The sequence below is a fragment of the Streptomyces sp. NBC_01716 genome (assembly GCF_036248275.1).
Lineage (GTDB): Bacteria > Actinomycetota > Actinomycetes > Streptomycetales > Streptomycetaceae > Streptomyces.
On sequence record NZ_CP109181.1, the window covers coordinates 6,315,216 to 6,338,751 of the forward strand.

19 protein-coding genes and 2 pseudogenes are annotated in these 23,536 nt (G+C 67.5%); 15 read left to right on the forward strand and 6 right to left on the reverse strand.

Annotation, left to right across the window (positions count from 1 at the left end; genetic code table 11):
• Window positions 1-267: 267 nt before the first annotated feature.
• From OIE74_RS27815 to OIE74_RS27885, 15 genes are all read left to right on the forward strand, one after another.
• Window positions 268-957: a hypothetical protein gene (locus OIE74_RS27815; protein WP_329388351.1), complete on the forward strand. Its 690-nt coding sequence runs from the start codon at window positions 268-270 to the stop codon at window positions 955-957.
• The gene (locus OIE74_RS27820; protein ID WP_329388353.1) at window positions 954-2,288 is read left to right on the forward strand and encodes a hypothetical protein; all 1,335 of its coding nucleotides are present in this window, start codon (window positions 954-956) and stop codon (window positions 2,286-2,288) included. Before OIE74_RS27815 ends, OIE74_RS27820 begins: the two co-directional genes overlap by 4 nt.
• 10 nt (window positions 2,289-2,298) lie before the next feature.
• Window positions 2,299-4,086 (forward strand): B12-binding domain-containing radical SAM protein, encoded by a 1,788-nt coding sequence (locus OIE74_RS27825; protein ID WP_329388355.1) that lies wholly within the window; start codon window positions 2,299-2,301, stop codon window positions 4,084-4,086.
• Window positions 4,087-4,172: 86 nt separating this feature from the next.
• Window positions 4,173-5,228 carry an LD-carboxypeptidase gene (locus OIE74_RS27830; protein ID WP_329388357.1) on the forward strand — a complete coding sequence of 352 codons (1,056 nt, stop codon included), beginning with the start codon at window positions 4,173-4,175 and terminating at the stop codon, window positions 5,226-5,228.
• Complete coding sequence (locus OIE74_RS27835; RefSeq protein ID WP_329388359.1) at window positions 5,218-5,787, forward strand: GNAT family N-acetyltransferase; 570 nt, start codon at window positions 5,218-5,220, stop codon at window positions 5,785-5,787. The genes OIE74_RS27830 and OIE74_RS27835 overlap by 11 nt, the downstream gene beginning before the upstream one ends.
• A complete protein-coding gene (locus OIE74_RS27840; protein ID WP_329388361.1) occupies window positions 5,784-6,998 on the forward strand; it encodes an ATP-grasp domain-containing protein in 1,215 nt (404 codons plus the stop codon). The genes OIE74_RS27835 and OIE74_RS27840 overlap by 4 nt, the downstream gene beginning before the upstream one ends.
• A 29-nt stretch (window positions 6,999-7,027) precedes the next feature.
• On the forward strand, window positions 7,028-8,050 hold the full coding sequence (locus OIE74_RS27845; protein ID WP_329388364.1) for an amino acid--tRNA ligase-related protein: 1,023 nt from the start codon (window positions 7,028-7,030) through the stop codon (window positions 8,048-8,050).
• Between the two features lie 9 nt (window positions 8,051-8,059).
• Window positions 8,060-8,908 (forward strand): class I SAM-dependent methyltransferase, encoded by an 849-nt coding sequence (locus OIE74_RS27850; protein WP_329388366.1) that lies wholly within the window; start codon window positions 8,060-8,062, stop codon window positions 8,906-8,908.
• Window positions 8,898-10,178, forward strand: a complete 1,281-nt coding sequence (locus OIE74_RS27855; RefSeq protein WP_329388368.1) for an MFS transporter — start codon at window positions 8,898-8,900, stop codon at window positions 10,176-10,178. Before OIE74_RS27850 ends, OIE74_RS27855 begins: the two co-directional genes overlap by 11 nt.
• Window positions 10,179-10,180: 2 nt before the next feature.
• The gene (locus OIE74_RS27860; protein ID WP_329392465.1) at window positions 10,181-13,156 is read left to right on the forward strand and encodes a glycine--tRNA ligase; all 2,976 of its coding nucleotides are present in this window, start codon (window positions 10,181-10,183) and stop codon (window positions 13,154-13,156) included.
• A 42-nt stretch (window positions 13,157-13,198) separates the two neighbouring features.
• Window positions 13,199-14,383, forward strand: a complete 1,185-nt coding sequence (locus OIE74_RS27865) for a LeuA family protein (protein WP_329388370.1) — start codon at window positions 13,199-13,201, stop codon at window positions 14,381-14,383.
• Entirely contained in the window at window positions 14,383-15,846 is a 1,464-nt protein-coding gene (leuC, locus tag OIE74_RS27870) for a 3-isopropylmalate dehydratase large subunit (protein ID WP_329388372.1), read from the forward strand. The genes OIE74_RS27865 and leuC overlap by 1 nt, the downstream gene beginning before the upstream one ends.
• The gene (leuD, locus tag OIE74_RS27875) at window positions 15,794-16,396 is read left to right on the forward strand and encodes a 3-isopropylmalate dehydratase small subunit (RefSeq protein ID WP_329388374.1); all 603 of its coding nucleotides are present in this window, start codon (window positions 15,794-15,796) and stop codon (window positions 16,394-16,396) included. Before leuC ends, leuD begins: the two co-directional genes overlap by 53 nt.
• Window positions 16,393-17,577: a pyridoxal phosphate-dependent aminotransferase gene (locus OIE74_RS27880; protein ID WP_329388377.1), complete on the forward strand. Its 1,185-nt coding sequence runs from the start codon at window positions 16,393-16,395 to the stop codon at window positions 17,575-17,577. Before leuD ends, OIE74_RS27880 begins: the two co-directional genes overlap by 4 nt.
• Window positions 17,565-18,593: an isocitrate/isopropylmalate dehydrogenase family protein gene (locus OIE74_RS27885; RefSeq protein WP_329388379.1), complete on the forward strand. Its 1,029-nt coding sequence runs from the start codon at window positions 17,565-17,567 to the stop codon at window positions 18,591-18,593. The genes OIE74_RS27880 and OIE74_RS27885 overlap by 13 nt, the downstream gene beginning before the upstream one ends.
• Here the strand turns inward: OIE74_RS27885 and OIE74_RS27890 are convergent, their stop codons facing one another.
• From OIE74_RS27890 to OIE74_RS27910, 6 genes and pseudogenes are all read right to left on the reverse strand, one after another.
• On the reverse strand, window positions 18,594-19,034 hold the full coding sequence (locus OIE74_RS27890; RefSeq protein WP_329388381.1) for a helix-turn-helix transcriptional regulator: 441 nt from the start codon (window positions 19,032-19,034) through the stop codon (window positions 18,594-18,596).
• A 274-nt stretch (window positions 19,035-19,308) separates the two neighbouring features.
• A pseudogene (locus OIE74_RS38675) lies at window positions 19,309-19,569 on the reverse strand (hypothetical protein); the annotation flags it as partial.
• Window positions 19,570-19,610: 41 nt separating this feature from the next.
• Complete coding sequence (locus tag OIE74_RS27895; RefSeq protein ID WP_329388382.1) at window positions 19,611-22,088, reverse strand: AfsR/SARP family transcriptional regulator; 2,478 nt, start codon at window positions 22,086-22,088, stop codon at window positions 19,611-19,613.
• An 85-nt stretch (window positions 22,089-22,173) separates the two neighbouring features.
• The gene (locus tag OIE74_RS38680) at window positions 22,174-22,362 is read right to left on the reverse strand and encodes a hypothetical protein (RefSeq protein ID WP_443076247.1); all 189 of its coding nucleotides are present in this window, start codon (window positions 22,360-22,362) and stop codon (window positions 22,174-22,176) included.
• 141 nt (window positions 22,363-22,503) lie between these two features.
• Complete coding sequence (locus OIE74_RS27905; RefSeq protein ID WP_329392592.1) at window positions 22,504-22,632, reverse strand: hypothetical protein; 129 nt, start codon at window positions 22,630-22,632, stop codon at window positions 22,504-22,506.
• Window positions 22,633-22,790: 158 nt separating this feature from the next.
• Window positions 22,791-23,096, reverse strand: a pseudogene (locus tag OIE74_RS27910) (adenosylhomocysteinase); the annotation flags it as partial.
• Window positions 23,097-23,536: the final 440 nt, after the last annotated feature.

The window sequence follows — 23,536 nt, forward strand, 5'->3', positions numbered from 1 at the left end:
CGCTCAGCGCGCGACTGAGACGGCGGCAGGCGCCCGCCCCGTGGTCTGCGTTCGCCGCCGAGCGCGTCGGCGGCGAACGCAGGTACGTGTTTCCGTAGTTTCCGGCGCTCGCCGAAACCGTAGCCTCAATTCTGTCCAGGGGCGGCCGTCCATCGAAGGCCGGATCCCTCGTCGGCCTCGGGAAGAACCAGGCCGGTCGATTTGGAACAGACCATGGATTACAGCGTGTCAGAACGCCTGGGAATCCCTACTACATGTGGAATCCGAATGACCCAGTTGATCGAGAGTTACGACGGGCTGCCGGGCCACCACCTGCTCACCGATTCGGGGATGGGCCATGTTCGGGCCGGAACCGAGGCGGTGGGCAGGGTCCTGGACTCCGCCGCCGTCAAGCGAGTGCACCTGCCCGACATCGTCGCCTCCCAAGCACTGGCCGACGCCCGCCCGTTGCTGAGCCCGGACGCCCGCATCATCCCCGTCACGACCGCGTTCTCGGAGCAGGCGTGTGGCGCGCTACCCATCGCGGGCATCTGCTTGCAGGCGCTGCCCGTACTGCGCGGCAGGCAGTGGAGCCACCGTGACCTGCCCAGAGGCTGCTACACGGTCGGCCCGGCCTCACCGCCGGTTTCTGCCGGCCAGGAGGAGGACGTCGTCTGCGTCAGCGGCGTACTCCTTACCGAGACGCCGAAGGCGGCGAACGCCTTCATGGACGACGCCTTGGGAAGGCTGTTGCCCGGACTGGGACATGAGGACGGGCACTGGGGGCTCACCGCTCCCGCGCGGATCTGGTCACGGTCCGGCCGGGTGCTTGCTGTGGCACAGGGCGCCGACCAGTCCGCGCTGCCGTCCCGCCTGCGGATCCGCTATGCCACCAGAGACTCCTCGCACGGCACGGCCACCGTGACCTTCTTCTACTTCTCCGAGCTGGCACTGCTGGACCTCGGAGGCGAACGATGAGAGTCGAGAGCCGGAACGTGTGGAGCGACCTGCGCGACCAGCTGGAGCGTGCGAGCATCCTCGACACGCGGTATCCGATGTACGGAGCGAGTTCCTGGCAGGCGCACGGCACCGAGCTGTGCCTGCTGCTCATCGACCACTTCCTCGACGAGTTCCGTGCGGCCGGCTACCGGGAGATAGGTCTGCCGTCCGTGGTGCCCCGAGACCTGCTGCGCCGACAGGCGCAGTCCATCAAGGACTTCGACAGCAGGCTCTACTTCTCCCGGAGCGACCAGGTCGTCGCCTCGACCATCGAAGCCCAGATCTGTCCCGTCTTCGCCCGGTGGCTGGACGCTGGAGAGGAGCCCCCACTCCGTGTGATGACCATGCGCAGTGTCGCGCGCCACGAGACCAGCTCGCTGCGTCCGCTGTGGAAGGAGCGGGTGGTGTGGCCGTTCTTCGAGGCGCAGACGGCGTACGTGGGCGACGGCACGAGCGAGATCGACTTCCTGGTCACCGCTCCGCGGAGGATCTGCGCGGAGCTCGGGCTCCCCGTGATGGCCGTCGAGCGGCTGCGGCTGGACCGGGGCGCCACCCAGTACGCCGACCGGCGCCTGGAACTGGTGGTGCTGATGCCCAACGGGCAGATCACCATCCTCACGTCGGTGTACGACCTTGGAGTCCGGTTCAGCGAACTGCTCGGCGTCCAGTACCGCGGCGCGCCGGTGCGGATGCTCAACTTCGCGTTCTCGGCACGCCTGATCCTGGCCGTGCTGGCCCACTCGCTGCGACCTGACCGGCAGATGTACCACCCCCGACTGGCGCCGACCCAGGTGGCCGTCGTGCCGGAGCGTAAGAACCTGGCTGACGCCGACCTGGACCCGATGCTGGCCACGCTTCGTGACCAGGGCCTGCGCGCGAGCGCTGTGACGGACGGGCGAGGCGTCACCGACCGGCTCGCCAGGGCCAGGGACCTCGGGGCACCGGTCGCGGTGCGCCTGTCTCCCGGTGGAACCGGCAGCGTCGTCCGGCCGGGCGCCGACGGGGGTGAGCCCTTCGCGAATCCGCGGGACGCCGCCGGGATCGCCGCGCGGTATCTGAAGCGCGCGGAGGAGGACTGGACACAGGATGCGAGCCGACTGCTGTCGGAGGCGCTTGCCACCGGCGTGGTGGCGAAGTTGCCGGTCTGTGAGGCGACGCCGTGCCGGGCGGACCTTGTCGAAAGAGCGCGGCCACACGACATCGCCGGGATCTGTTATGGCGAGCCGCACGACGAACAGCCGTGTGAGGGATGCGGAGTGCCGACCACCGGCCGGGCCCTGCGCGGAGTCAAGTACCAGGGCGACAAGTAGGAGGTAGTGAATGTACGCGGACCTGAGCACCAGGGACCTTGTCGAAGACCTGAAAGTGACGATCACGTCCTGGAGCCCCGAAGTCCTTCTGATCAACCCGGTCGAGGGTGCGCCGGGCACGCGGGGCAAGGAGTCGGCGCCGGCTCGGTACGTCGACACCATTCCGCCGTCGTTCCTTTACGGGCTCTTCCACCACACCTTCCCGGCCGAGCCGACGTACTACACGATGCTGGCGGGGCAGACTCGGGCCGCCGGCCTGACCACCGAGCTGGTGGACGGGTACTGCCACCGGCTCGACGAGAATGAGCTCACCCGTGTCGTGCAGATGTTTGACACGCCCATCTACTGCTTCGCGATCTTCCACAACACCATCGAACAGGCGCTCCGCATCGCCAAGGTGCTCAAGGAGCGCGATCCGGAAACCGTCATCGTCTTCGGTGGTGCGTACGCGTCCCCGCTGTGGAAGACACTGATAGCCCACGAACAGGTGGACTATGTCGTCGTCGGCGACGGCGAGATCTCCCTCGTTGAGTTGTGCAAGTCCATCCTGCGCGGCGAGGGCGATCCGAAGAAGGTGCGTGGCATCGCGTCGGACGACGGTAAGAGCGGACGGCTGACGCCTCCCGTGCCGATCATGGACCTCGACTCGCTGGCCTTCCCGGTGCGCGACCTGCTCCCCCTGATCCGCGAGTACGGCCACGGAGTCTCGATGTACTCCAGCCGAGGCTGCGGTTTCGCCAAGTGCTCCTTCTGCTACCTGCTGCCGTACCAGTCCGTGTCGCTTCAGCCGAAGTGGCGGGCACGCAGCGCGGAGAACGTCGTGGACGAGATGGAGTACCTGTACCGCGAGCACGGCGTGACCCGAGTGACCTTCGTCGACGAGGACTACTTCGGGGACAACGGGGAGAGCGGCGTTGGCCGGGCGTTGCGCATCGCCGAACTGCTCATCGAGCGCGGCATCAAGATGAACTACTACGTCAACTCCCTGGTGAAGAGCCTGGTTTTCCTCGCAAAGAAGCAGGAGCCACTGGACCTGCTGGCGCGGTCGGGCCTGGACACGGTCTTCGCGGGCTTCGAGTCCACGTCCACGAACCGGCTGAAGAGCTACACCAAGCCGCAGCGGCCGGAGCAGTACGGGCTGGTCATCAGCGAACTGGCCAAGCGGAACATCCGGATCAACCTCGGCATGATCACTTTCGATCCGACGATGTCCGTCGACGAGCTCAAGGCGAACGTCGAACTGGCCGAGGAAATGCGCTACTACGACCTCTACTTCTTCACCAGGACACTGGTGGACTTCGAGCAGACACCGCTTGGCGCGAGCAACATGAGCCGTGAAGGCTACGACGACCTGCTCCAGATCTTCACCCGGCCCAGCTCGGAGCCTTCGGACACGCTTCCGATGGCCGCCTCTCACGGCAGCATCAACTGGTACCAGGAAGTCGCCTCGCAGCATGAGTTCGTCGGAAAGCGCTACGAAGACGCCCACGTCGCGACCACGTTCCAGGCCATGCGGCTCTACGCGAGTCTGTTGTTCGACGTAGTGGCACCGCTGTGTGCCTCTGAGCGGGAGACCGTCCTCGCGCACCGTGACGCGATCATCGAGAACCACTTCGACGCGTTCTGGCGGTGCGTCACATGGGCCGAGCAACTCGAAGGATTCCCCAGCCAGTTCGACATCGAGACATGGGTGCTCGGCCAGCTTCCGCGGGTGCGCGCGATTCTCGACGGCAAGGCCGAGTCGCTGGACTGGTTCAAGAAGCCGAAGGAGCTCGTCCCGGGGATGGGCTGGGCGTAGGGCCGGGCGCCAATCGGAGACAGCGGGTCCAGGGGACGAGAACGAGGAGCATGGTGAATTTGTGTCAGGACGACGGGGGGCCGGGAATGGCGTTCTACCTCCCTCCACCTCGTCCTGCTCCCGGTGCGGCCGTCGCTCTGCTCTCCGCGAGCAGCGCCGCGTTCGGCCGCTTCCCGCGGCGCACCGCACGCGCCGAGGGCGCCTTGCGGGAGGAACTCGGCAGACCGGTCAGGCTCGTTTCCGAAGCCGAGTTCCCCGGCATCGTCGCCGGCTCGCCCAAGGCGCGGTCGGACGCGCTGCGCCACCTGATGGAGGACCCCGAGGTGGGCCTGGTCATGTTCAGTGTCGGCGGGTTCAACTCGAACGACATGCTTGAGCACATGGCCTCGTGGGCGGCACAGGCCCCCCGTAAGCCACTGGTCGGGTACAGCGACAGCACCGCCGTGCTCCTCGGCTACCAGGCGATGACGCAATCGGTTGTCTTCTACGGTGCCGCTGCCCTGCCGCAGTTCGGCGAATGGCCGCGGCCCCATCAGGAGTCCGTCGACAGCCTCGTCACGACCGTCCTGGACGGTCGCCCGGGCGAGTGGGAGCTGCCGGGCTGGTACACCCAGCAGGACACAGACTGGGCGGCGGGGGACGAGTTCGTCCGTGCCTCCTACGGGCCGGCGAAGCCACTGGTGGTGCGAGAGGGGACCGGTGGCGGCGTCGTGTTCGGAGGGAACGTCCCGACGATGAATCTGCTGGCAGGGACGGCGTGGTGGCAGCCGCCCGAGGGGCCGATCGTGCTCGCCGTCGAGGCGACGGCGACGAGCGGTCAGCCGGAGGCCATGCGCAGATGGCTGCGCCACATCAGACATCTCGGCCTCCTCGACCAGGTCACAGCCGTGCTGATCGGTCGTGTGCCCACCACCCCCTCGCTGCCTCGTCGGACGGAGGACCTTGCTGCTCTGGTGCTCGACCTGTTGCCCCCTGGCGTTCCCGTGGTGGCAGACATGCCCTTCGGCCACACCGACCCGATGCTCACGCTGCCGATCGGAAGCCCGGTCGCGGTCACCGCGGACAACACCGGCGTGTCCGTGCGGACCCTGGCGGAAACCGTCCTCGACGCATCACCGGCGGAGAAGCCCGATGAACGATGAACTCCCCGCCGCCTTGGCCGCGGAAGGCGGACTCGTCCTGCGCCCCTGGCGGGCGACGGACGTCACCCGGCTCCACGAGGCATGCCAGGACGAGGAGATACAGCGCTGGACCACCGTGCCGGTCCCGTACACCCGGGAGTCGGCGGTGGCGTTCGTCGGTATCGCGGACGCCGGGTGGAAGCAGAGGAGCAGCGCGCTGTTCTGCGTCACCGACGCGAACGGCGACCTGCTGGGCGCCACCGGCCTGGTGGAGCTCGACCTGGCACAGGCTACCGGTGAGGTCGGCTACTGGACGGCCCAGTGGGCCCGCGGGCGTGGGGTGGCGGCATCGTCCACCCGGGCCCTGGCCCGCTGGGCGTTCGACGAGTTGGGGCTGCTGCGCATCGTGTGGGCGGCCGAGTTGGGCAACGAACGTTCGCGGAGAGTGGCGCTGGGGGTGGGGTTCGGCTTTGAGGGCGTCGCCCCCGACCGGCTCCCCATGCGGGACGGCTCCCGGACCGACGCGTGGGTGGGCACCTTGCTCCCGCGTGACCTCATTCGACTGAAAGAGAATCCATGAAAAGCCTGATCACGTTCGACTGGATGTTCTTCGGCGTGGCCCGCCTCGCGGAGGCAGCCGAGCGACGCGGGGCGGTGCTGCACCTGCTCGCGGAGAACCCCGACGTGTTCTCGTGGGATGTCCAGCGGTCGGGTTCGAGCGGTCCAGTGATGCACAAGGCCGACATCGACGACCCCGAGGACGTCGAGCGGGTCCTCGCCGAAATCGGCCCGGTGGACGGGGTGATCCACCCGGTCGAGGAGGGCGTGACCGCCGCGCTACGAGTGGCCGGCGAGCGTGGGCTGGCCCGGCAGAACGCCGAGGCGGTGCGGCTCGTCCGCGACAAGATGAAGCTCAGGCAGCACCTTTTCAGCGCCGGCCTGTCCGCAGGAAGCAGTGTGCCGCTCGACCCGGACAACGCGGACTGGGACGACACGGCCCGGCTGGTGGGAACGCCGTTCATCGTCAAGGACCGGGCAGGAAGTGGCAGCCACGACGTGTGGCTGGTCCGCGGCCGCGACGACCTCGACGCCATCCGCCGGGAGCGGCCGCGGGGCCGGCTTCTCGCCGAGCCGTACTTCATCGGCCCGCTCTACAGCGCGGAGACCATTTCCTGGAACGGCGAGACGCGGCTACTCGGGGTCTCCGGCCGCGTGCTGTCCGCGGAGCCCCACTTCCGGGAGGAGGTGTTCACCTTCCCGGTCCAGCTCCCGCTGGAGCGGACGCGGCGGCTGGACGAGTGGATCAAGAGTGTGCTGGGGTCCATCTCCTACACGTCGGGGTTCGCCCACACCGAGTTCATCATCACCGACACCGGCTTCGAAGTGGTCGAGATCAACCCACGTATTCCGGGCGGACCCTGCGGTGAGAACTTCTCGGAGGTCCTGGGATCGGACCTGTACGAGGCGTTTGCCGACATGGCGCTGGGTATTCGGCCGCACCTGCTCGACGAACCTCTGGAGGCGCGTGGGGGAATCGCCAACGCCGTTCTGTACCCGCCGCGGGCCGGTGTGTTCGAGCGGATCGACGGCACGGAAACTCTGGACAGGCACGAAGGGTCGATCGTGCTGCACCGGACCCGCGAGACAGGGGCGCGCATGGGCTCCGTCCACGACCTGTGGGGTGCGGTCGCGATCCTCTCGGCGCGGGGTGAGACCGCCGAGATCGCCATGCTCAACGCCTTGTCAGCCATGCGTGGGCTGAGCGTTCGGACAAGGGACGAACAGCACTGACTCCGAAACGCTCGCGGCAGGAGGAAACAATGACACAACAGCCCAGGTTCGACCATGGAGGTTGGCGTCCCGACGCCGACAGGTTCATCCGCATACTGGATGATCCGTTCTACCGCCTGCTGATCGGGCTGCAGGATCTCGCGACGCGGGTGACGACCAGGTTCTGGACGGAGCGCGGCTCCAAATGCATGCACCTGCCGATCACGACGGACTCGGTGTCGAGCCCGATGGGGCTCGGCAGCGACAGCGTGCCGGTGTCCGTGGAGATGTTCGACCGGAAGACGTATCTCGCGGACTCGATGCAGTTCATGCTGGAGTACGGCTGCCGCTTCAACGAGGACGGCGTGTGGTACCTCATGCCGAGCTTCCGGGGTGAGGACGCCGACGCCACCCACCTCAACCAGTTCTTCCACAGCGAGGCGGAGATCAGCGGCGGCCTCGATGACGTCATGCGTACGAGCGAGGAGTACCTCCGTGAACTCGCCCGGGCGGTGCTGACCGAGTATGCGGACGAACTCGCCCTGGTGGCCGGCTCCGTACGGCACGTCGAGAAGATGGCCACGAGCGATGCGTTCGAACGCATGACGTTCTCCGAGGCGGCAGCCCGCCTGTCCGACGACGCGGACGCGGTACGGACGTTGGGCGAGGGGATACGCACCCTGACCCGACACGGTGAGCTGCGGCTGCTGAAGGAGGTCGGTCCCTTCGTCTGGGTCACCCACTACGACCATCTGTCCGTTCCCTTTTACCAGGCGTACGAGGACGACAGCATGCGGTCGGCCCGCAACGCGGACCTCTTGTTCGGCCCTGGAGAGATCGTCGGCTGCGGCGAACGGCACACCGACGGCAAGGCATTGGTCGGGGCGCTGAATCACCACGATGTCCCGGTCGAGTCCTACGACTGGTACGTCCGCATGAAGACCGAGGCGCCCTTGCTCACGTCCGGGTTCGGGATGGGGATGGAACGGTGGCTCATGTGGCTGCTGGACCAGTACGACATCAGGGAACTCCAACTCGTTCCACGCCTCAACGGCGTCTCACTACGGCCTTGAGGAGGGCGGATGACCTACTGGAGTGCGGAGCTGGCGGACTTCCGGTCGTATCTGTCGGCCCATCCGGGGCACGACTACCGCGACTGGCAGCCGACGAAGTGGCAGTCCCTGCTGACGGTGTGCGACCTGCTGACGGGACTGGACGGCGTCGGCTCCGCCCTGGAACTGGGCTGCGGCTCGGCCACCTTGCTCACGCAGCTCCAGGCGGCCGGCGTCGACTGTGTCGGAGTGGACCGGGACCCGGTGGCCCTGGAGCTCGCCGAGCAGGCTGCGGCGACTCTTGGGACGCCGGCACCGAGACTGGTATCGGCAGACTTCGACGACGACGCGGTGACAGCCGGGCTCGCCCCCGCCGACCTCGTCTTTCACATCGGGGTGATCGAACACTTCGAACCTGAACGGCAGCGCGCCTTCCTGGAGCTGAGCGCCGCCAAGTCGAAGCGGTGGGTGTTGGTCGCGGTACCCAACGAACACGGTGCGGTATTCCGCTCGTTCCTGCGCACAGTGACGGTCGAGGGGCGTGTCTACGAGGACTCCCACGAGGAGATCTCGGTGCCTGATCTCGCGTCCGCCGCCGGTCTGCGCCTGGTCGCGGAGGACGGTGCCCACCTGTTCTTCGGACGTGCCAAGTACTACAACGCAGGGGACCGGGAACTGGACGCGCTCTATGAAACCCTCGCCGACCGGCTGAGGAAGGCAGACAGCGAACGGTACGGCGACTTTCCGCGTCGTGACTTCACCGCGGCCGACATCGAGACGCTGCGCGCGGCCGAGGAGTTCGTGTCCCGCGAGACGCGCCTGCGCTGCGGGTTCCTGCGGTACTACCTGCTGGAGAAGCAGGCGGGCGATGTCGACTGAGGTGGCTAATCTGCCACAGATCAGAAGCTTGCCCCGGCCCGTCTGGGTCCTGCTGGGTGCCAGCGGTGTCAACTCCCTGGGCACCGGGCTGGTGTATCCGCTGCTGATCGTCTATCTCACCCGGGTCCAGGAGTTCAGTGTCTCGGTCGCCACAGGTGCCGTGTCACTGACCTCGCTCGGCGCTTTCGTGTGCGGTCCCGTCGCCGGATGGGCCTCGGACCGCTTCGGCCGCACGCGGACCGTGTTCGGCGCGATGCTGGTGTCGGCTGCGGGGATGGTCGTCTACGCCGTGGCCACGACGGTGTGGCAGACGATGCTGGCCGCGCTGATCGTCGGTCTCGGCATCGGGGCGAACTCCGTCTGGTACGCGCTCCTGGCGGAAGCGGTGACCGAGAAGGACCGTCCCACCGTGTTCGCTCTGAACTTCACGATGATGAATCTCGCGGTGGGGGTGGGCGGCCTGATCGCCAGTCTGGCGACGGCGGGCGGCCAGCCGTGGGTGTTCCACCTGCTGTTCCTGACCAACGCCGCGTCCTTCGTTGTCGTGGGCGTGGTCGTGCTGCGCGGGTACCGGCAGAGCCCCGCACCGGCCCCAGCCCCCGGTGAGGAGCCCGGTACCACCGCCTCGGTCTCGTACCGGGCGCTGTTGGCCGACCGTCGGATCCTGGCGATCTTCGGCGTGACCTGCCTGTTCTACATGGCCGGTTACTCGCAGTTGGAATCCGGGTTCTCCGCCGTGCTGGTCGAGACACGGGGCATGGGCCCCCGCGAGCTGGCCATCCTGTTCGCAGTGAACACCACCGTTGTGGTGGTGGCCCAGCTGTTCCTGCTTCCGGTCTTCCGCAGTTTCCCTCCGAAGCGGGCACTGGGTGTGGTGGCCGTCTCCTGGGCCTCCTGCTGGGGTCTGATCCTGCTCGTGGTGGCGATGTCGGACTTCACCACCGCGGTGCTGGTGAGCTGTGTCGCCATCGCCGTGTTCGCGGTGGGCGAATGCTTCTTTTCCGTCGCGATGCCGACCGTGGTCAACGCGGTCGCCACGGACGGGAACCGGGGCCGGATCAACGGAATCTACGGTGCGGCGACCTCAGCCGGATTCGTGCTGGGCCCCCTGCTGGCAGGGGGACTGCTCGACCAGAACATGCCGAACACCTTCATCCTGGGCGCCCTGGTCACCTGCTTGCTGACCTGGCTGCTGAGCTTCTGCTTCCTCCCCGCGCTCGGTCCGAGCGCCCGAAAACGAGTCACCGATCAAAGGAAAGTCCCGTGTTGACAATGCAGGACGCGCTGCTCGCGTTGCAGAAGTACTGGACCGACCAGGGGTGCATGGTCGCGCAGCCGTTCAACACCGAGGTCGGAGCCGGCACCGCGAATCCCGCGACCGCGCTGCGTGTCCTCGGCCCCGAACCCTGGCGCGTCGGCTACGTGGAGCCCAGCGTGCGCCCCGATGACGCCCGCTACGGCGAAAACCCCAACCGCCTGCAGACTCACACCCAGTTCCAGGTCATTCTCAAGCCGGACCCGGGCAATCCGCAGGAGCTTTATCTGAGCAGCCTGGAGGCTCTGGGCATCGACGTCCGCGCCCACGACGTCCGCTTCGTGGAGGACAACTGGGCCTCGCCCGCGCTCGGCGCGTGGGGACTGGGCTGGGAGGTGTGGCTGGACGGCTTGGAGATCAGCCAGTTCACCTACTTCCAGCAGGCCGGCGGTATGACGCTCGACCCGGTGTCGGTGGAGATCACGTACGGTGTCGAGCGCATCATGATGGCGCTCCAGGGCGTGAGCCACTTCAAGGAGATCACCTACGCGCCGGGTATTTCCTACGGCGAGCTCTTCGGACAGTCGGAATACGAGATGAGCCGCTACTACCTCGACGACGCCGATATCGACGTCAATCGGCGGCTCTTCGAGAACTACGCCGCCGAGTCGGCACGGATGATCGCCGCACGGCTGCCGTTGCCGGCGTATCAGTACGTCCTCAAGTGCAGCCACGTGTTCAACGTGCTCGACGCCCGCGGCGCGATCAGCACCACCGAGCGGGCCAGGACATTCGCCACGATGCGCACCTTGACCAGGCAGGCAGCCCGGCTGTGGGCCGAGCGGCGCGCGGAGCAGGGCCACCCGCTCGGCGTCGTGACGCCGCCGCCGCCCGCACGACTGCCCGCCGAGCTGCCGGGTGTCGACGAGACCGCAACGTTGTTGTTCGAGATCGGAGTCGAAGAGCTGCCGCACGGCGAGGTCACGCGGGGCGCGCAGGCGGTTGGCGAGTCGCTCGCCCAGAAGCTCGGGGCCACCCGGCTGGGCCACGGCGGGATGACCGTGCATGCCACACCACGCCGGATCGTGCTCATCGTGGACTCGGTGCGGTCCGCCGAGCCCGACACCGAGGGGACGGTGCGCGGCCCCCGGGCCGGGGCGGCCTTCGACGCCCAGGGACGGCCGACGAAGGCGGCCCAGGGATTCGCCCGTAGCCAGGGCGTCGCCGTCGACGACCTGGTGCGCGTCGAAAAGGACGGGGCTGAGTACGTGGCGGCCGTCCGGACCGAGCTGGGCCGGCCGGCGGTCACCGTCCTCGCGGAGGTGCTCGGCGCGGTGGTCTCGGAGATGCGCGCGGACAAGAACATGCGCTGGCGTGACGCACACCTCTCCTACTCCCGGCCGGTGCGCTGGCTGGTGGCGCTGCTCGGCGAGACGGTGGTCCCTGTGGCGGTCTCGTCGCTGACCTCGGGGAAGCGCACCCGTGTGATCCGGACGGCACCGGAGCCGGAGGTCGACGTCGCCTCGGCCGACGGCTACCCGGCGCTCCTTGCCTCGTACGGCATCGTGCTGGACGCGGCGGCACGGCGGCGCGCCATCGTCGACGACGCGACGGCACTCGTCGCTGGCGTGGGCGGGACTCTCGATGTGCGGGGCGAGTCGGCGCTGCTGGACGAGGTGGCCAACCTCGTCGAACGGCCCCAAGTCATCCTCGGGTCGTTCGACGAGCGGTACCTCGACCTGCCCGAGCAGGTTCTGACCACGGTGATGCGCAAGCACCAGCGCTATCTGCCGGTCCGCGGGGACAACGGGCTCCTTCCGCACTTCGTTGTCGTGGCCAACGGTCCCTGCGACACCGATCTGGTACGGGCCGGCAACGAGTCGGTGCTGCGGGCCCGTTACGAGGACGCCGCGTTCTTCTGGCGGGCCGATCAAAAGTCCGCGCCGGAGGAGCACAGGGCCCGCCTGGAGAAGCTGACCTTCGAGGAGCGGCTCGGCTCGATGGCCGACCGGGCGGACCGGATCGCCGGGGCAGCCACCGAGCTGGCCGACGTGGCCGGCCTCGGCGGAGTCGGCCGGGCCACGCTCAACAGGGCCGGGCGGCTCGCCAAGTTCGACCTGGCGACCAGTATGGTCATCGAGCTGTCGAGCCTGACCGGCACGATGGCCCGCGAGTACGCGCTCCGCGCCGGCGAGATGCCCGAAGTCGCGCAGGCACTCGCCGAAATGGAACAGCCATACGGTACGGGGGACTGCCTGCCGGAAAGCGTCCCCGGCGCCCTGCTGGCCCTGACCGACCGGTTCGACCTGCTTGTCGGGCTGTTCTCGGTCGGCGCGTCACCGACCGGCAGCTCCGACCCGTTCGGACTGCGCAGGGCGGGGGGCGGCGTCGTGCGTATCCTTCGCGCGTTCCCGGAGCTTTCCGCTGTCCGGCTGGACACCGGCCTCGCCGCCGCCGCCCGCCAAGTGCGGGCGCACGGTGTGGAAGTGCCGGAGACGGCGCTGGCGGACGCCCTGGAGTTCACGGTGCACCGCTACGAGCGGCAACTGCTGGACGCCGGTCACGAGCACCGGCTGGTGCGTGCGGTGCTGCCGCTGGCCAAGGCGCCGGCGGCGGCGGATGCCGCGCTGGCCGAGTTGGAGCGACGGAGCGGTGACGAGGAGTTCATCGCACTGGTCGCCGCGTTGCAGCGGGTCCGCCGGATCGTGGAGCCGGGCACGGAGGCCCACTACGACCCCGACGTGCCGGCGGGCACCTCTGAGCTCGCGCTACGCGAAGCGGTCCGGGAAGCGGCCGAACGGCTCAAGGCGGGTAGGCGCACCGACCTGGCCGAGTTCATCGATGCCGCCCGGCCGCTCACCGGCGCCGTCAACGTCTTTTTCGACGAAGTGACCGTGATGGCCGACGACCCGAAGCTGCGCGACGCCCGTCTCGGGCTCCTGGCCACGATCAATGAACTCGCGAACGGCGTGCTCGACTGGCGCGCGCTCTGATCGCGTCCTGCTATAGACGGGGCGACTACCTAAGGAGGCACCATGTCCGTGACTGAGAAGTCGGGGTTGCGACGGATCGGTGTGTACGACACAACGCTGCGTGATGGGGAACAGGCGCCAGGGAACGCTATGGCCCCCGCGCAGAAGCTGGAGATCGCGCTCGCTCTCGAAGCGCTCGGTGTGGACATCATCGAGGCAGGGTTCCCGAACTCCTCACCCAGCGACTTCGAGGCGACCCGGATGATCGCCGAGGCACTGACCACCGCTCGGGTCGCCACGCTGAGCCGAACGGTCAGCGCCGACGTGCTGAGAGCGGTGGAAGCGGCTGGGGTCGAAAACCACCAGGTGGAGTTCGTAGCCACCGCCAGCGAACTCCACCTGGAGCGCAAGCGCGGCATAACCCGTCAGGAGAACCTGCGTGAGGTGGTCGACGCGATCCGCTTCACCCGCTCGCTGGGGGTTGAGGACGTCTCGCTCGGGCTGGAGGATGCCAGCCGCGGCTCGATCGGTCTGCTCCGGGATCTGACCGAGGCGGGCATGGAGGCCGGTGCGGCCACGGTCGTGGTGGCCGACACGACCGGATATGCCACCCCTGAGCAGTTCGGAGACCTTATCGCCACCGTGCGTGAGTGGGTACCGGACTCGCACGTGCTCTCGGTTCACTGCCATCAGGATCTCGGGCTCGCGCTGGCCAACGCGCTTGCGGGGGTACGTTCGGGAGCCGATGAGGTGCAGGTCACTGTCGCGGGTATCGGCGAGCGCGCGGGCAACACCGCCTTGGAGGAGTTGGCCGCGGTACTGGCCTACAAGGGCGAGCAGTACGGTGCGACCACCGCCATCAGGACGGAGCGTCTGTACGAGGTCTTCGAACTCGTCGCCAGGACGGTGGGCTTGGAGTCCCCGCGCAACAAGGCCATCGTCGGCATGAACGCCTTCGCTCACGAGGCCGGCATCCATCAGGCAGGAGTGCTGCGGGAGCCGGCGACGTACGAGTACGTCGAGCCCGCCCGATTCGGCCGCACCCGCTCCCTGATCGTCGGCCGGCACTCCGGGCGCACCCTGATCCGGCATCTCCTCGGCGAACTCGGTGCCGCACTGGACGAGGCACTGATCGATCGCGTCTACCGGACGCACGTGGAGCGCGGGCAGGATGACGACCCGATCGATCTGGCGGCGCTGAGGAGTCTGCTGGTAGCAGAGATCGCCCCGGCGAAGGCGAGCGTGTGATGCCCGGCGGTCTCACACTCTTCGAGAAGGTCTGGCGTAGCCATGTCGTGGAGCACACCCCGGACCATCAGGACCTGCTGTACATCGACCTCCACCTGGTGCACGAGGCCAGCTCCGCCCAGGCGTTCGACGGGCTGCGCCTGGCTGGCAGACCGGTGCGGCGGCCCGCGCAGACTCTCGCGGTGGAGGACCACAACGTCCCTACCGACTCGCTGGTCATCGAGGACACGATGAGCAGGCTCCAGGTCGAGGCACTGCGCAGGAACTGCGCCGAAGCCGGTATCGACCTCCTCAGGCTCGGCGACAGACGTCAAGGTATCGTGCACGTCGTCGCGCCCGAGGGCGGGTACGTCCTGCCCGGAATGACGGTGATCTGCGGCGACAGTCATACCTCGACCCACGGAGCTTTCGGTGCGCTGGCGTTCGGGGTCGGTACCAGCGACGTCGAACACGCACTGGCGACGCAGACTCTCACCCTGGCGCGGCCCAGGACGATGGCGGTGGACTTCGTCGGGCAGTTGCCGTCCGACGTCACGGCCAAGGACGTCATTCTGGCGGTCATCGCGCGGATCGGCGCGAACGGGGCACACGGCCACGTGATCGAATACCGCGGTGAGGCGATAAGCGGGCTGTCGCTGAGCGGCCGGATGACGGTGTGCAACATGAGTGTCGAGGCCGGTGCCGTCGCTGGGATGGTGGCACCCGACGACACGACCTTCGCCTACGTGGAGAGCCGTCCGAACCGGCCGCGGGGCGCGATGTGGGAGCAGGCTCTTGCCTACTGGAGAACACTGCGCACCGACGAGGACGCGACGTTCGACCGCGTCATCACCATCGACGCGTCCAAACTGAGGCCGTTCGTCACCTGGGGCACCAACCCGGGGCAGGCCGTCCCTCTGGGGGAGCCCGTACCAGCACCCGAGTCCTTCCCCGATCCTGCTGTCCGAGCCGCCGCCCGTCGGGCACTGGACTACATGGGGCTGCGGCCCGGCACACCCACGGACGAGATCGCTGTCGACACGGTCTTTCTCGGCTCGTGCACCAACGCGCGGTTGGAGGACCTGAAAGAGGCCGCTGACGTGCTTCGCGGGCGCACGCTCGCACCAGGGCTGCGCATGCTGGTCGTGCCGGGCTCGATGCGGGTACGCCGGGCGGCCGAGGAGGAGGGACTGCACGAGGTATTCGAGCAGGCGGGAGCGGAGTGGCGACTGTCGGGCTGCTCCATCTGTCTCGGTATGAACTCCGACCGGCTGGCCGGCGGCGAGCGTGTCGCTTCCACCTCCAACCGCAACTACGAGGGCAGGCAGGGGCCCGGCACCCGCACTCACCTGGTGTCCCCCGCGGTGGCCGCGGCGACCGCGGTGACCGGACGTCTGACCACCCCGACCGGCCTTTCGGAGGAGGAACCCAATGGAACCGCTGACTCGGTACACCGGCCGCGGGGTCGCACTGCGCCGCAGTGACGTTGACACCGACCAGATCATCCCGGCCGAGTTCTGCAAGCGGCTGGGGAAGTCCGGCTACGCCGACGTACTTTTCGCCGGCTGGCGGCGATCCGCGGAGTTCGTGCTCAACGACCCGGACGCGGCGTCGGCCACCGTGCTGGTGGCGGGCCACAACTTCGGTACGGGAAGCTCACGGGAACACGCGGTATGGGCGCTGCGCGACTGGGGTTTCCGTGTCGTCGTCGCGAGCAGCTTCGGCGACATCTTCCGGCGCAACGCACTGTGCAACGGGCTGCTGCCCGTCGAACTCCCGGAGCACGTCGTGGCAGCGCTGGCCGACCTGGTGGAGACGGACAGGGCGAGCAGGATCACGGTCGACTTGCAGAGCCTCGAAGTCCGCGCGGGTGACATCGTGGCGAGCTTCGACGTGGACCAGCGGGCCCGACGGCTGTTGCTGCGTGGTTTGGACGACATCGACGTCACTCTGGAACGGCTGCGTGTCATCGAGGATTTCGAGGCATCGCGGTCGGCATGGCTGCCCGGCACGGCACCAGGTCCCGGCCGATGACCGATACGTCGGTCCGCCGTCGCGCCGCGTTCGCCCGGCGGACCGCGCAGCTCACCGGCAGCCGACTGATCGAACTCCTGCGTCTGGGCCACGAACTCGGTGCGGTCGACCTCGCCGTGGGCACGCCCGAGTTCCCCGCCACACCCAGGCCGCTGGCCGACGCGGCGGTGTCAGCCATTCTGGCCGGGCGGAACCAGTACGCCGACCCGGTCGGCGATCCGGGCACCCGCCGGAGGATCGCCGCGTCGTTCGCCACCCCGGCCGATCCGGAGTCCGAGATCACCGTCACGGTCGGCGCCACCGAGGCGCTGTGCGTCGCGCTCCTGGCCCTGGTGGACCCGGGCGACGAGGTGATCGTCTTCGAGCCCTACTACGAGTGTTTCGTCAACGCGATCGCCCTGGCCGGAGGCGTGCCGCGCTTCGTCCGCCTGCGCCGGCCCGACTGGCGGTTCGACCCCGCGGAACTGCGCCGGGCGTTCGGCCCCCGGACCCGGGTTCTGCTCGCCAACACACCTGGCAATCCGGTGGGCACGGTGGTGACCTCGGCCGAGTGGGTGGAGATCGCCGAGCTGAGCGCGCGCTGGGACGTCACCGTCGTCTCCGACGAGGTGTACGCGCCATATGTGTTCGACGGCCGGGCGCACGTCTCCGCCGCCGACGTTCCGGGCCTGGAGAACCGGAGTGTTGTTGTCGGGTCGTTGTCCAAGTCGCATGCGGTCAGTGGCTGGCGGCTGGGATTCCTGCGCAGCGATTCACGGCGGAGCGCGGTGTTCAGAAAGGTGCACGAGGTGACGACGAACGGCACTGGTGCTCCCCTCCAGGCGGCTGTGGCCATCGGATCGTTCGACGGCGACCAGCGCCTGCCGGCGCCGGGGATGCAGGCGCGGCGCGACCAGGCGCTGCGGATTTTCACTTCCCTCGGGCTGGACTGCCGTCCGCCCGAGGGAGGCTGCTACCTCTTCGCCTCCATCGACCACCAGACAGACCTCGCCGCGGATGACTACGCCATGTGGATGCTTGAGGAGAAGCGGGTGCTCGTCGTGCCCGGTACGGCCTTCACCGCCGATCGGAAGTACGGGGAGGGCTTCGTCCGGATTGCGTTCAACAGATCGATGGAGACCCTGCTCCGAGCGGAGCAGAACCTGCTCCTTGCAGGACAGGAGAGCGCATGTCAGTCATAACTGTGATTCCGGGTGACGGCATAGGCCCGGAGGTCATCGAACAGGCATTGGAAACCCTCGACGTACTCGGGCTCGACGTCGACATCGACGTGCTCGATCACATCAACGCCGGCACCTATTTGCGCGACGGCGCGGCGATGACCGACCGCGACCTGGAGAGGATCCGAAGGAGTCGCGCGACGCTGCTCGGTGCGGTGGGCGACCCGCGGCTCTCGTCGCCGGAGTACGCGCGCGGGGTGTTGCTGCGACTGCGCTTCGAGCTCGACCTGTACGTCAACTACCGCCCGGTGACACTGTGGCATCCCCGTCTCAGCCCGCTGCGCGATTCGGCGGGTGGGGGACTCAACTGCCTCATTATCAGAGAGAACAGTGAGGGTCTCTACGCGGGGGTCGGCGGTCGACTGCGTGCCGACACCGAGCACGAGGTCGCCATCGACGCGGAAATCAGCACCTGGCACGGAGTGTCCCGGGTGATCGACTTCGCCTTCTCGGTCGCCCGGACAAAAGTATGTATGGTCGACAAGTCGAACGCCGTACCGCACGGCGGCCGGTTGTGGCAGCGGTGCTGGCGACATCAAGTCGGGGAACACCCCGGCATTGCGGCCTCACACCTGTACGTGGACACCGCCGCCATGGCACTGGTTGCCGACCCGGCGGCGTTCGATGTGATCGTCACCAACAACTCGTACGGCGACATCCTCAGTGATCTCGCGGCGGAACTGGCCGGTGGGGTGGGCACGGCGGCTTCGGTGAACCTCAACGCGGAGACGGGCTATGGGGTGTACGAGCCAGTGCACGGCAGCGCCCCGGACATCGCCGGCCAAGGTCTGGCCAATCCGGTCGGGGCCGTGCTCTCCACCGCGCTCATGGTTGAGCGCCTCGGCCACCGGGCCGAGGCCGATGCGATGCGCCGCGCGGTGGGCGCGGCGATCACCGCGCGGCGTTGCACCCCGGATCTCGGAGGCTCGCTGACCACGAAGGACGCCGGGGCGGCGATACGCGCCGAGCTGGAGTAGTCAGACTGACGCGGAGTGCCCCTGCAGTGCCACGGCAAGCTGAGCGCGACGACCGATGTCAAGTTTGCGATAGATACGGGTGATGTGCTGTTCCACGGCTCGCTGGGTGACCTGTAGCTGGTCTGCTATCTGCCGGTTGGTGAGTCCGTCGAGTATCATCCGCGCCAACCGCTGTTCATGGGCGCTCAGTTCGCTGCGATCGCCCGGTCGGCATTCGACGCGGGAGGTGCCGGGGCGATGCGCGGAAGCGAAAGCCCCCGGCCGGGGGATGACGTCGCCGAGCTCCCTGGTTGTGGTCTCGATGACGATCCGCTCCCTGACATAGGGATCCCCTGCCAGCACATGCCGCATCCCGGTGAGGTTGGCGACTTGGAGTAGCAAGGTGTCTCCGTCGCCCTGGGCCCACATGCCGCCGTACAGGAGGATTTCGGCATGGGCCATCCGTCCCCAATATGACTGGTACTCGGATGTCGTGCGGACGAGGGCACTCCCCCTGCGATGCCGACGCTCTATCAAGAACTGCATTGTCGCTCCAGTGGTCAGGACAGTTCCGGCGAGATCCGAACACCTGCTGGCCCATCCCGCGCCACCGTCCTGCATGGCGCTCCCCATCGCTTCCTGTTCTGTTACCGAACCACGAGCGGGGTTTCCTCTGACAGCAAGTTCCCGACGCCAGCGTGGGGAACAAGTCTGTCGTTCCAGTTTCCAGGCACGCTCAGCCGGTCCCACCGCCTCGCCGTACTTGCCGAAGTTGCGGTGCGCCTTGGCGGACAGGGCGAAGATCCGGGCCCATATCTCCCAGCGAGCCCGACTCGTAACTCAGCTCCAAGGCCTGATCCAGGGAGTTACGTGCGGCTTCGTCCTCGCCGAGCCCAAGGTGAGCGAGGGCCAGATCGGCGAGGGAGACAATCTCGTTGTCCGGGGCGCCGATCACCCGGTTGAGTTCGACTGCGCGATGCGCCGCTTCGGCAGCTTCCTCGTATCTGCCTCAGCGCTCGAAGAGCGAGCTGAGATTGGTCAGGGACTCGGCTTCTGCACGCCGGGCGCCCAACTCCTGCTTGATCTCAATGGACTGTCAGGTGAGAGAGTGCCTTGTCGAAATGGCCAAGCGTGGCCGGCAACAGACCCATCACCCCCGTGCCTTTCGCCTCCCCCCTCGCGGTCTCCCAACCGCACGGACAGCTCACAGCTCTCCTGCGCCGCCCACAGCCCGTCCGCGGTGCGTCCGAGCTTCCAGTTGACGACCGCGAGATCAGACAGGCTGTGCGCCAGTGCCGACTGGTCATCCAATTCCCGAGCGGCCTCGACCGCGGCGGCGGCCACCTGCTGGAATTCTTCGAAGCGTCCTCGCCTGTCAAGGCCGAAGACGACGTTGCGGGCCAGTTCGTGGGTGTGCCGACGCAGGCCTTTGCGGTCCGCGAGGGAGACGGCTGCCAACAGGTTGTCTTCCTCCCGTTCCAGCCACCTTTGGGCGTGCTTCTGGGAACCCAGATACGGCAACACAGCGTCGGAGCCCAAAGGAGATTCCGAGGCTGTACGGCCCAGCGGTGCCCGTCCGGGGAACAACACGTCGCATGCCGCGTTGGTGGCCCCGACGTAGTAGCCGAGGAGCCGTTCCAGCGCGCTGGTGTGGGCTCGGGCGCGCTCCTCATTGGTCTGCCTTCCCAGCGACTGCGCGAAGTAGCGCACGAGGCGGTGGAAGGCGTAGCGGCCGGTCTCGTACTGCTGCATCAGGTGCACGTCCAGCAATAGCTCCAGCACCTGTTCGGCGTTTTCCGGATCCATGCCGAGCAGTGCTCCGGCCGAGTACGGGTCGATCTCCGCCCCCGGGTGACCGGCCAGCATTTCGAACGCGGAACGGTGGGCGGGTTCCAGCGCCTCGTACGAAAGAGCCAGTGTCGCGCTGACGCTCCGTATCCCGGTGTGCAGTTCCCCGAGCAGGCTGCTCTCGTCGCTCAGCCTCTGCACCAGGTAGCGCACGGTCCAGCGCGGTCGGTTGCACAGCCTGGTCGCGGCGATGCGCACAGCGAGCGGCAAATGGCCGCAGAGCTCCACCAGTTCGGCCACGGCCTCCGGCTCGGACGCGAGGCATCTCTCGCCGAGGATCCTGGACACCAACGCGGTGCTGTCCTTCTCGTGCATTACCCCGAGGGACATCCAGTGCACACCGTCCAGCTCGACCAGCCGGGGTCGGCTGGTGATCAGCACAAGGCTGTTGGAGGGGCCCGGCAGCAACGGGCGAACCTGCTCACCGCTGACAGCATTGTCAAGGACCAGGATGAGCCGGAGCTGCGCCGCTGTCGCCCGCCAGAGTGCGAAACGGCTCCCCGCGTCGGCCGGAATGCGCTCAGCGGGAACGTCTAGCAGGCGTAGGAGGGTCTCGGCCACGGCATAGGGTTGCAGAGGCTCCTCGCCGGGTGAGAAACCTCGCAGGTCGACGTAGAGGTGGGCGTCCGAGTAGTGGTCGGCCAGCCGGTGGGCAGCCCGAATGACCAGGGAGGTTTTGCCACTGCCACCCATACCGTCGACGGCGGCCATGCGGAAGCCCGCGCCAGATAGGCGGTCGGCGCTGCCGGATTGTTTGACGTACCGCAGCAATTGCCCGAGTTCCCGGTCGCGTCCGGTGAAGTCCGGCAGGTCACACGGGAGGGTGCAGCGGTGAGGGCCGGTCGGCTTGACGAGCGCGGAGTCCTGCGGGCGGGGAGCGGGGGTGGACGAGCGAGCAGGTGTGGGGTGTTGGGGGGCAGCGAGTTCGGGGGCCTGGCGCAGTATTTTCTCGTACAGGGCAGTAAGTCGGCTACTCGGGTCGACGCCGAGTTCCCCGGCGAGGAGTTTGCACACCTGGTAGTACTCGCTCAGCGCGTCCGCCTGCCGTCCGGAACGGTAGAGGGCGAGCATGAGTAGAGCGCGCAGGTTCTCCATGAACGGGTAGTTACTTACGTAAGTACGCAGTTCGCCGATAAGTTCGCTGGTTTCTCCCAGCGACATCCTCAGCTCGAAGTACTGCTCGATCGCAGCGAGCCTGCGCTCCTCCAGGCCGGCGGAGGCGACATCGATCAGGCTCCCGCCGGCTCCGGCAAGTACGGGGCCGCGCCACAGGGTGAGGGCATCGCGCAGAGTGGCGACCGCTTCTGCGGTGTGGCCTGCGGCCACTTCCAGCGGGGCTCGGCGTAACCCGTCGGAGAACTTGAGCAGGTCGAGCTGCTCCCGGCTGACCACCGTCTGATAACCGGGCCTCTCGGTGACTATCAGCTCCCGTCCGCCCGGTATGCAGTGACGCAGGGCGCCGACAGCCTTGCGCACCTGGTGGGAGGCGGTGCTGGGTGGTTCTGTTTCCCAGACCGCTTCGACCAACCGGCCAACCGAAACAACGCGGTTCGGTGAGAGGAGCAGGGAGGCGAGTACACGCTCCGTGACCGGCCCGCCGAGTGGCAGCAGCCTTCTGTCTCTAGTTCGACACTCAAGCGGTCCCAGGATATTGAAGCGAACCGGCATACGGTCATCGTCACTCAAAAGAACTCCCGAAACTTTTTGCATACTTGCATATAGTTAAAACTGGAAATGGATAAGTTGGGCCTGGTCAAGCTGCTTGCCAACTGTCGGCCGTGGATGGGCGGCGGTGCGTGAATGTGAACACCACGGCGAACTCCCGCCCTTCGACGCGCCACCGCCAACCATGCACGAGCTCGTTAACCTCCGGGAGCGCGTCACCGAGGCCCAGGGATTTCGCGGCGGTGTCGATGATGCGGGCGTTCGCCTGGTGGGGCACGAAGGCAGCGAGGTCGGCGATGTCGAGGCCGGCCTGAAGACATAGGCCGTGTCGTCGGGTTGTTTCTCGCTGCGCTGCCGCAGCGCGTCGGGAAGAGTGGTCACGTCCACGCGCGGATCGAGTCCGGTGGCGGTCATGTTGTCAGGTCTCCTTGTCGGTCCTGGCGCCTGTCTCGGGCGGATACGAGGTGGCTGCGGGGGAGGCGGGGCGAGCGGAGATCGGCATCAGCACTGCCAGCAGCAGCTTCTGGCAGCCGGGGATCTGACGCACGTCTGTAGCGGAGACCGGCCCGGTCCTGTGCATTGGAACGGTCCTTGCCTGATCGTCCATGGAGTTTTCCTTCGCTGTCGTTTGTCTTCTGCGGGAGCGGCCATGACGCGGCAATCGCCTGCTCCGGGAGAGGGAAGAGTCTTGGCGCACAGGGGAGTCGGGCTGGTGCACAGCCCGATCTGGGCCAGGCCCTGGTCCGCGAAGCAGTGGGATTTCACGAATGACAGGCGGCCGTTGGCCTCGCCCAGGTTCAGCAGGCGTTCCTCGGGCAGGATGCGGGCGTGCGCCGGTGGTTTGACCTCGTCCTTGACGATGCCGGGGATCTCAGAGAGGCGGACTCGGTCGATCTCGTTGTCGAGGTGACCGATGCTGCGCACGATCAACCGATGCTTGATCCTGGCGCAGATCGCGTCGGGCTCGGTGACGATGACGCGGGCTCCCTGCCCGCGAAGGGACGCCGCGCATCGGGACGTCGGTCGTGATCTTCTCTCACGCGGTCTCCGAGGCCAAGCTGAGTCCAGGCCAGAGGCTGTGAACCAACAGGCCGTGTACGACGGTGAGTTCCTCGTTGTCCGCAGCCCTCGCGGGACGGCCGGGTAGCGAGGGCGGCCCGGGATGGTTCTCGTAACACGGTCAGTCTCCTTGGACCGTAGAGGTCTTCTCGGCGGCTGGCTCCGGTGCGGAGACCCGGTGTGACGTGGCGGAGTGCGCTGTTGGGTGCGTTGCTGACTCCGTTGCGGGAGCACCGATCACTCATGCTGTTTCCAGCATCAGGGGTCGGAAGCGGGTCGGCGAAGCTGTCGGGGCAGGACCCTGCCGACTGAGCCGATCGCAAGGGATCCGGCGGGGCCCAATTCATTTCTACTGGCTGCGGGCCGAGGTAGCCACGGACTGCCGATCCCCC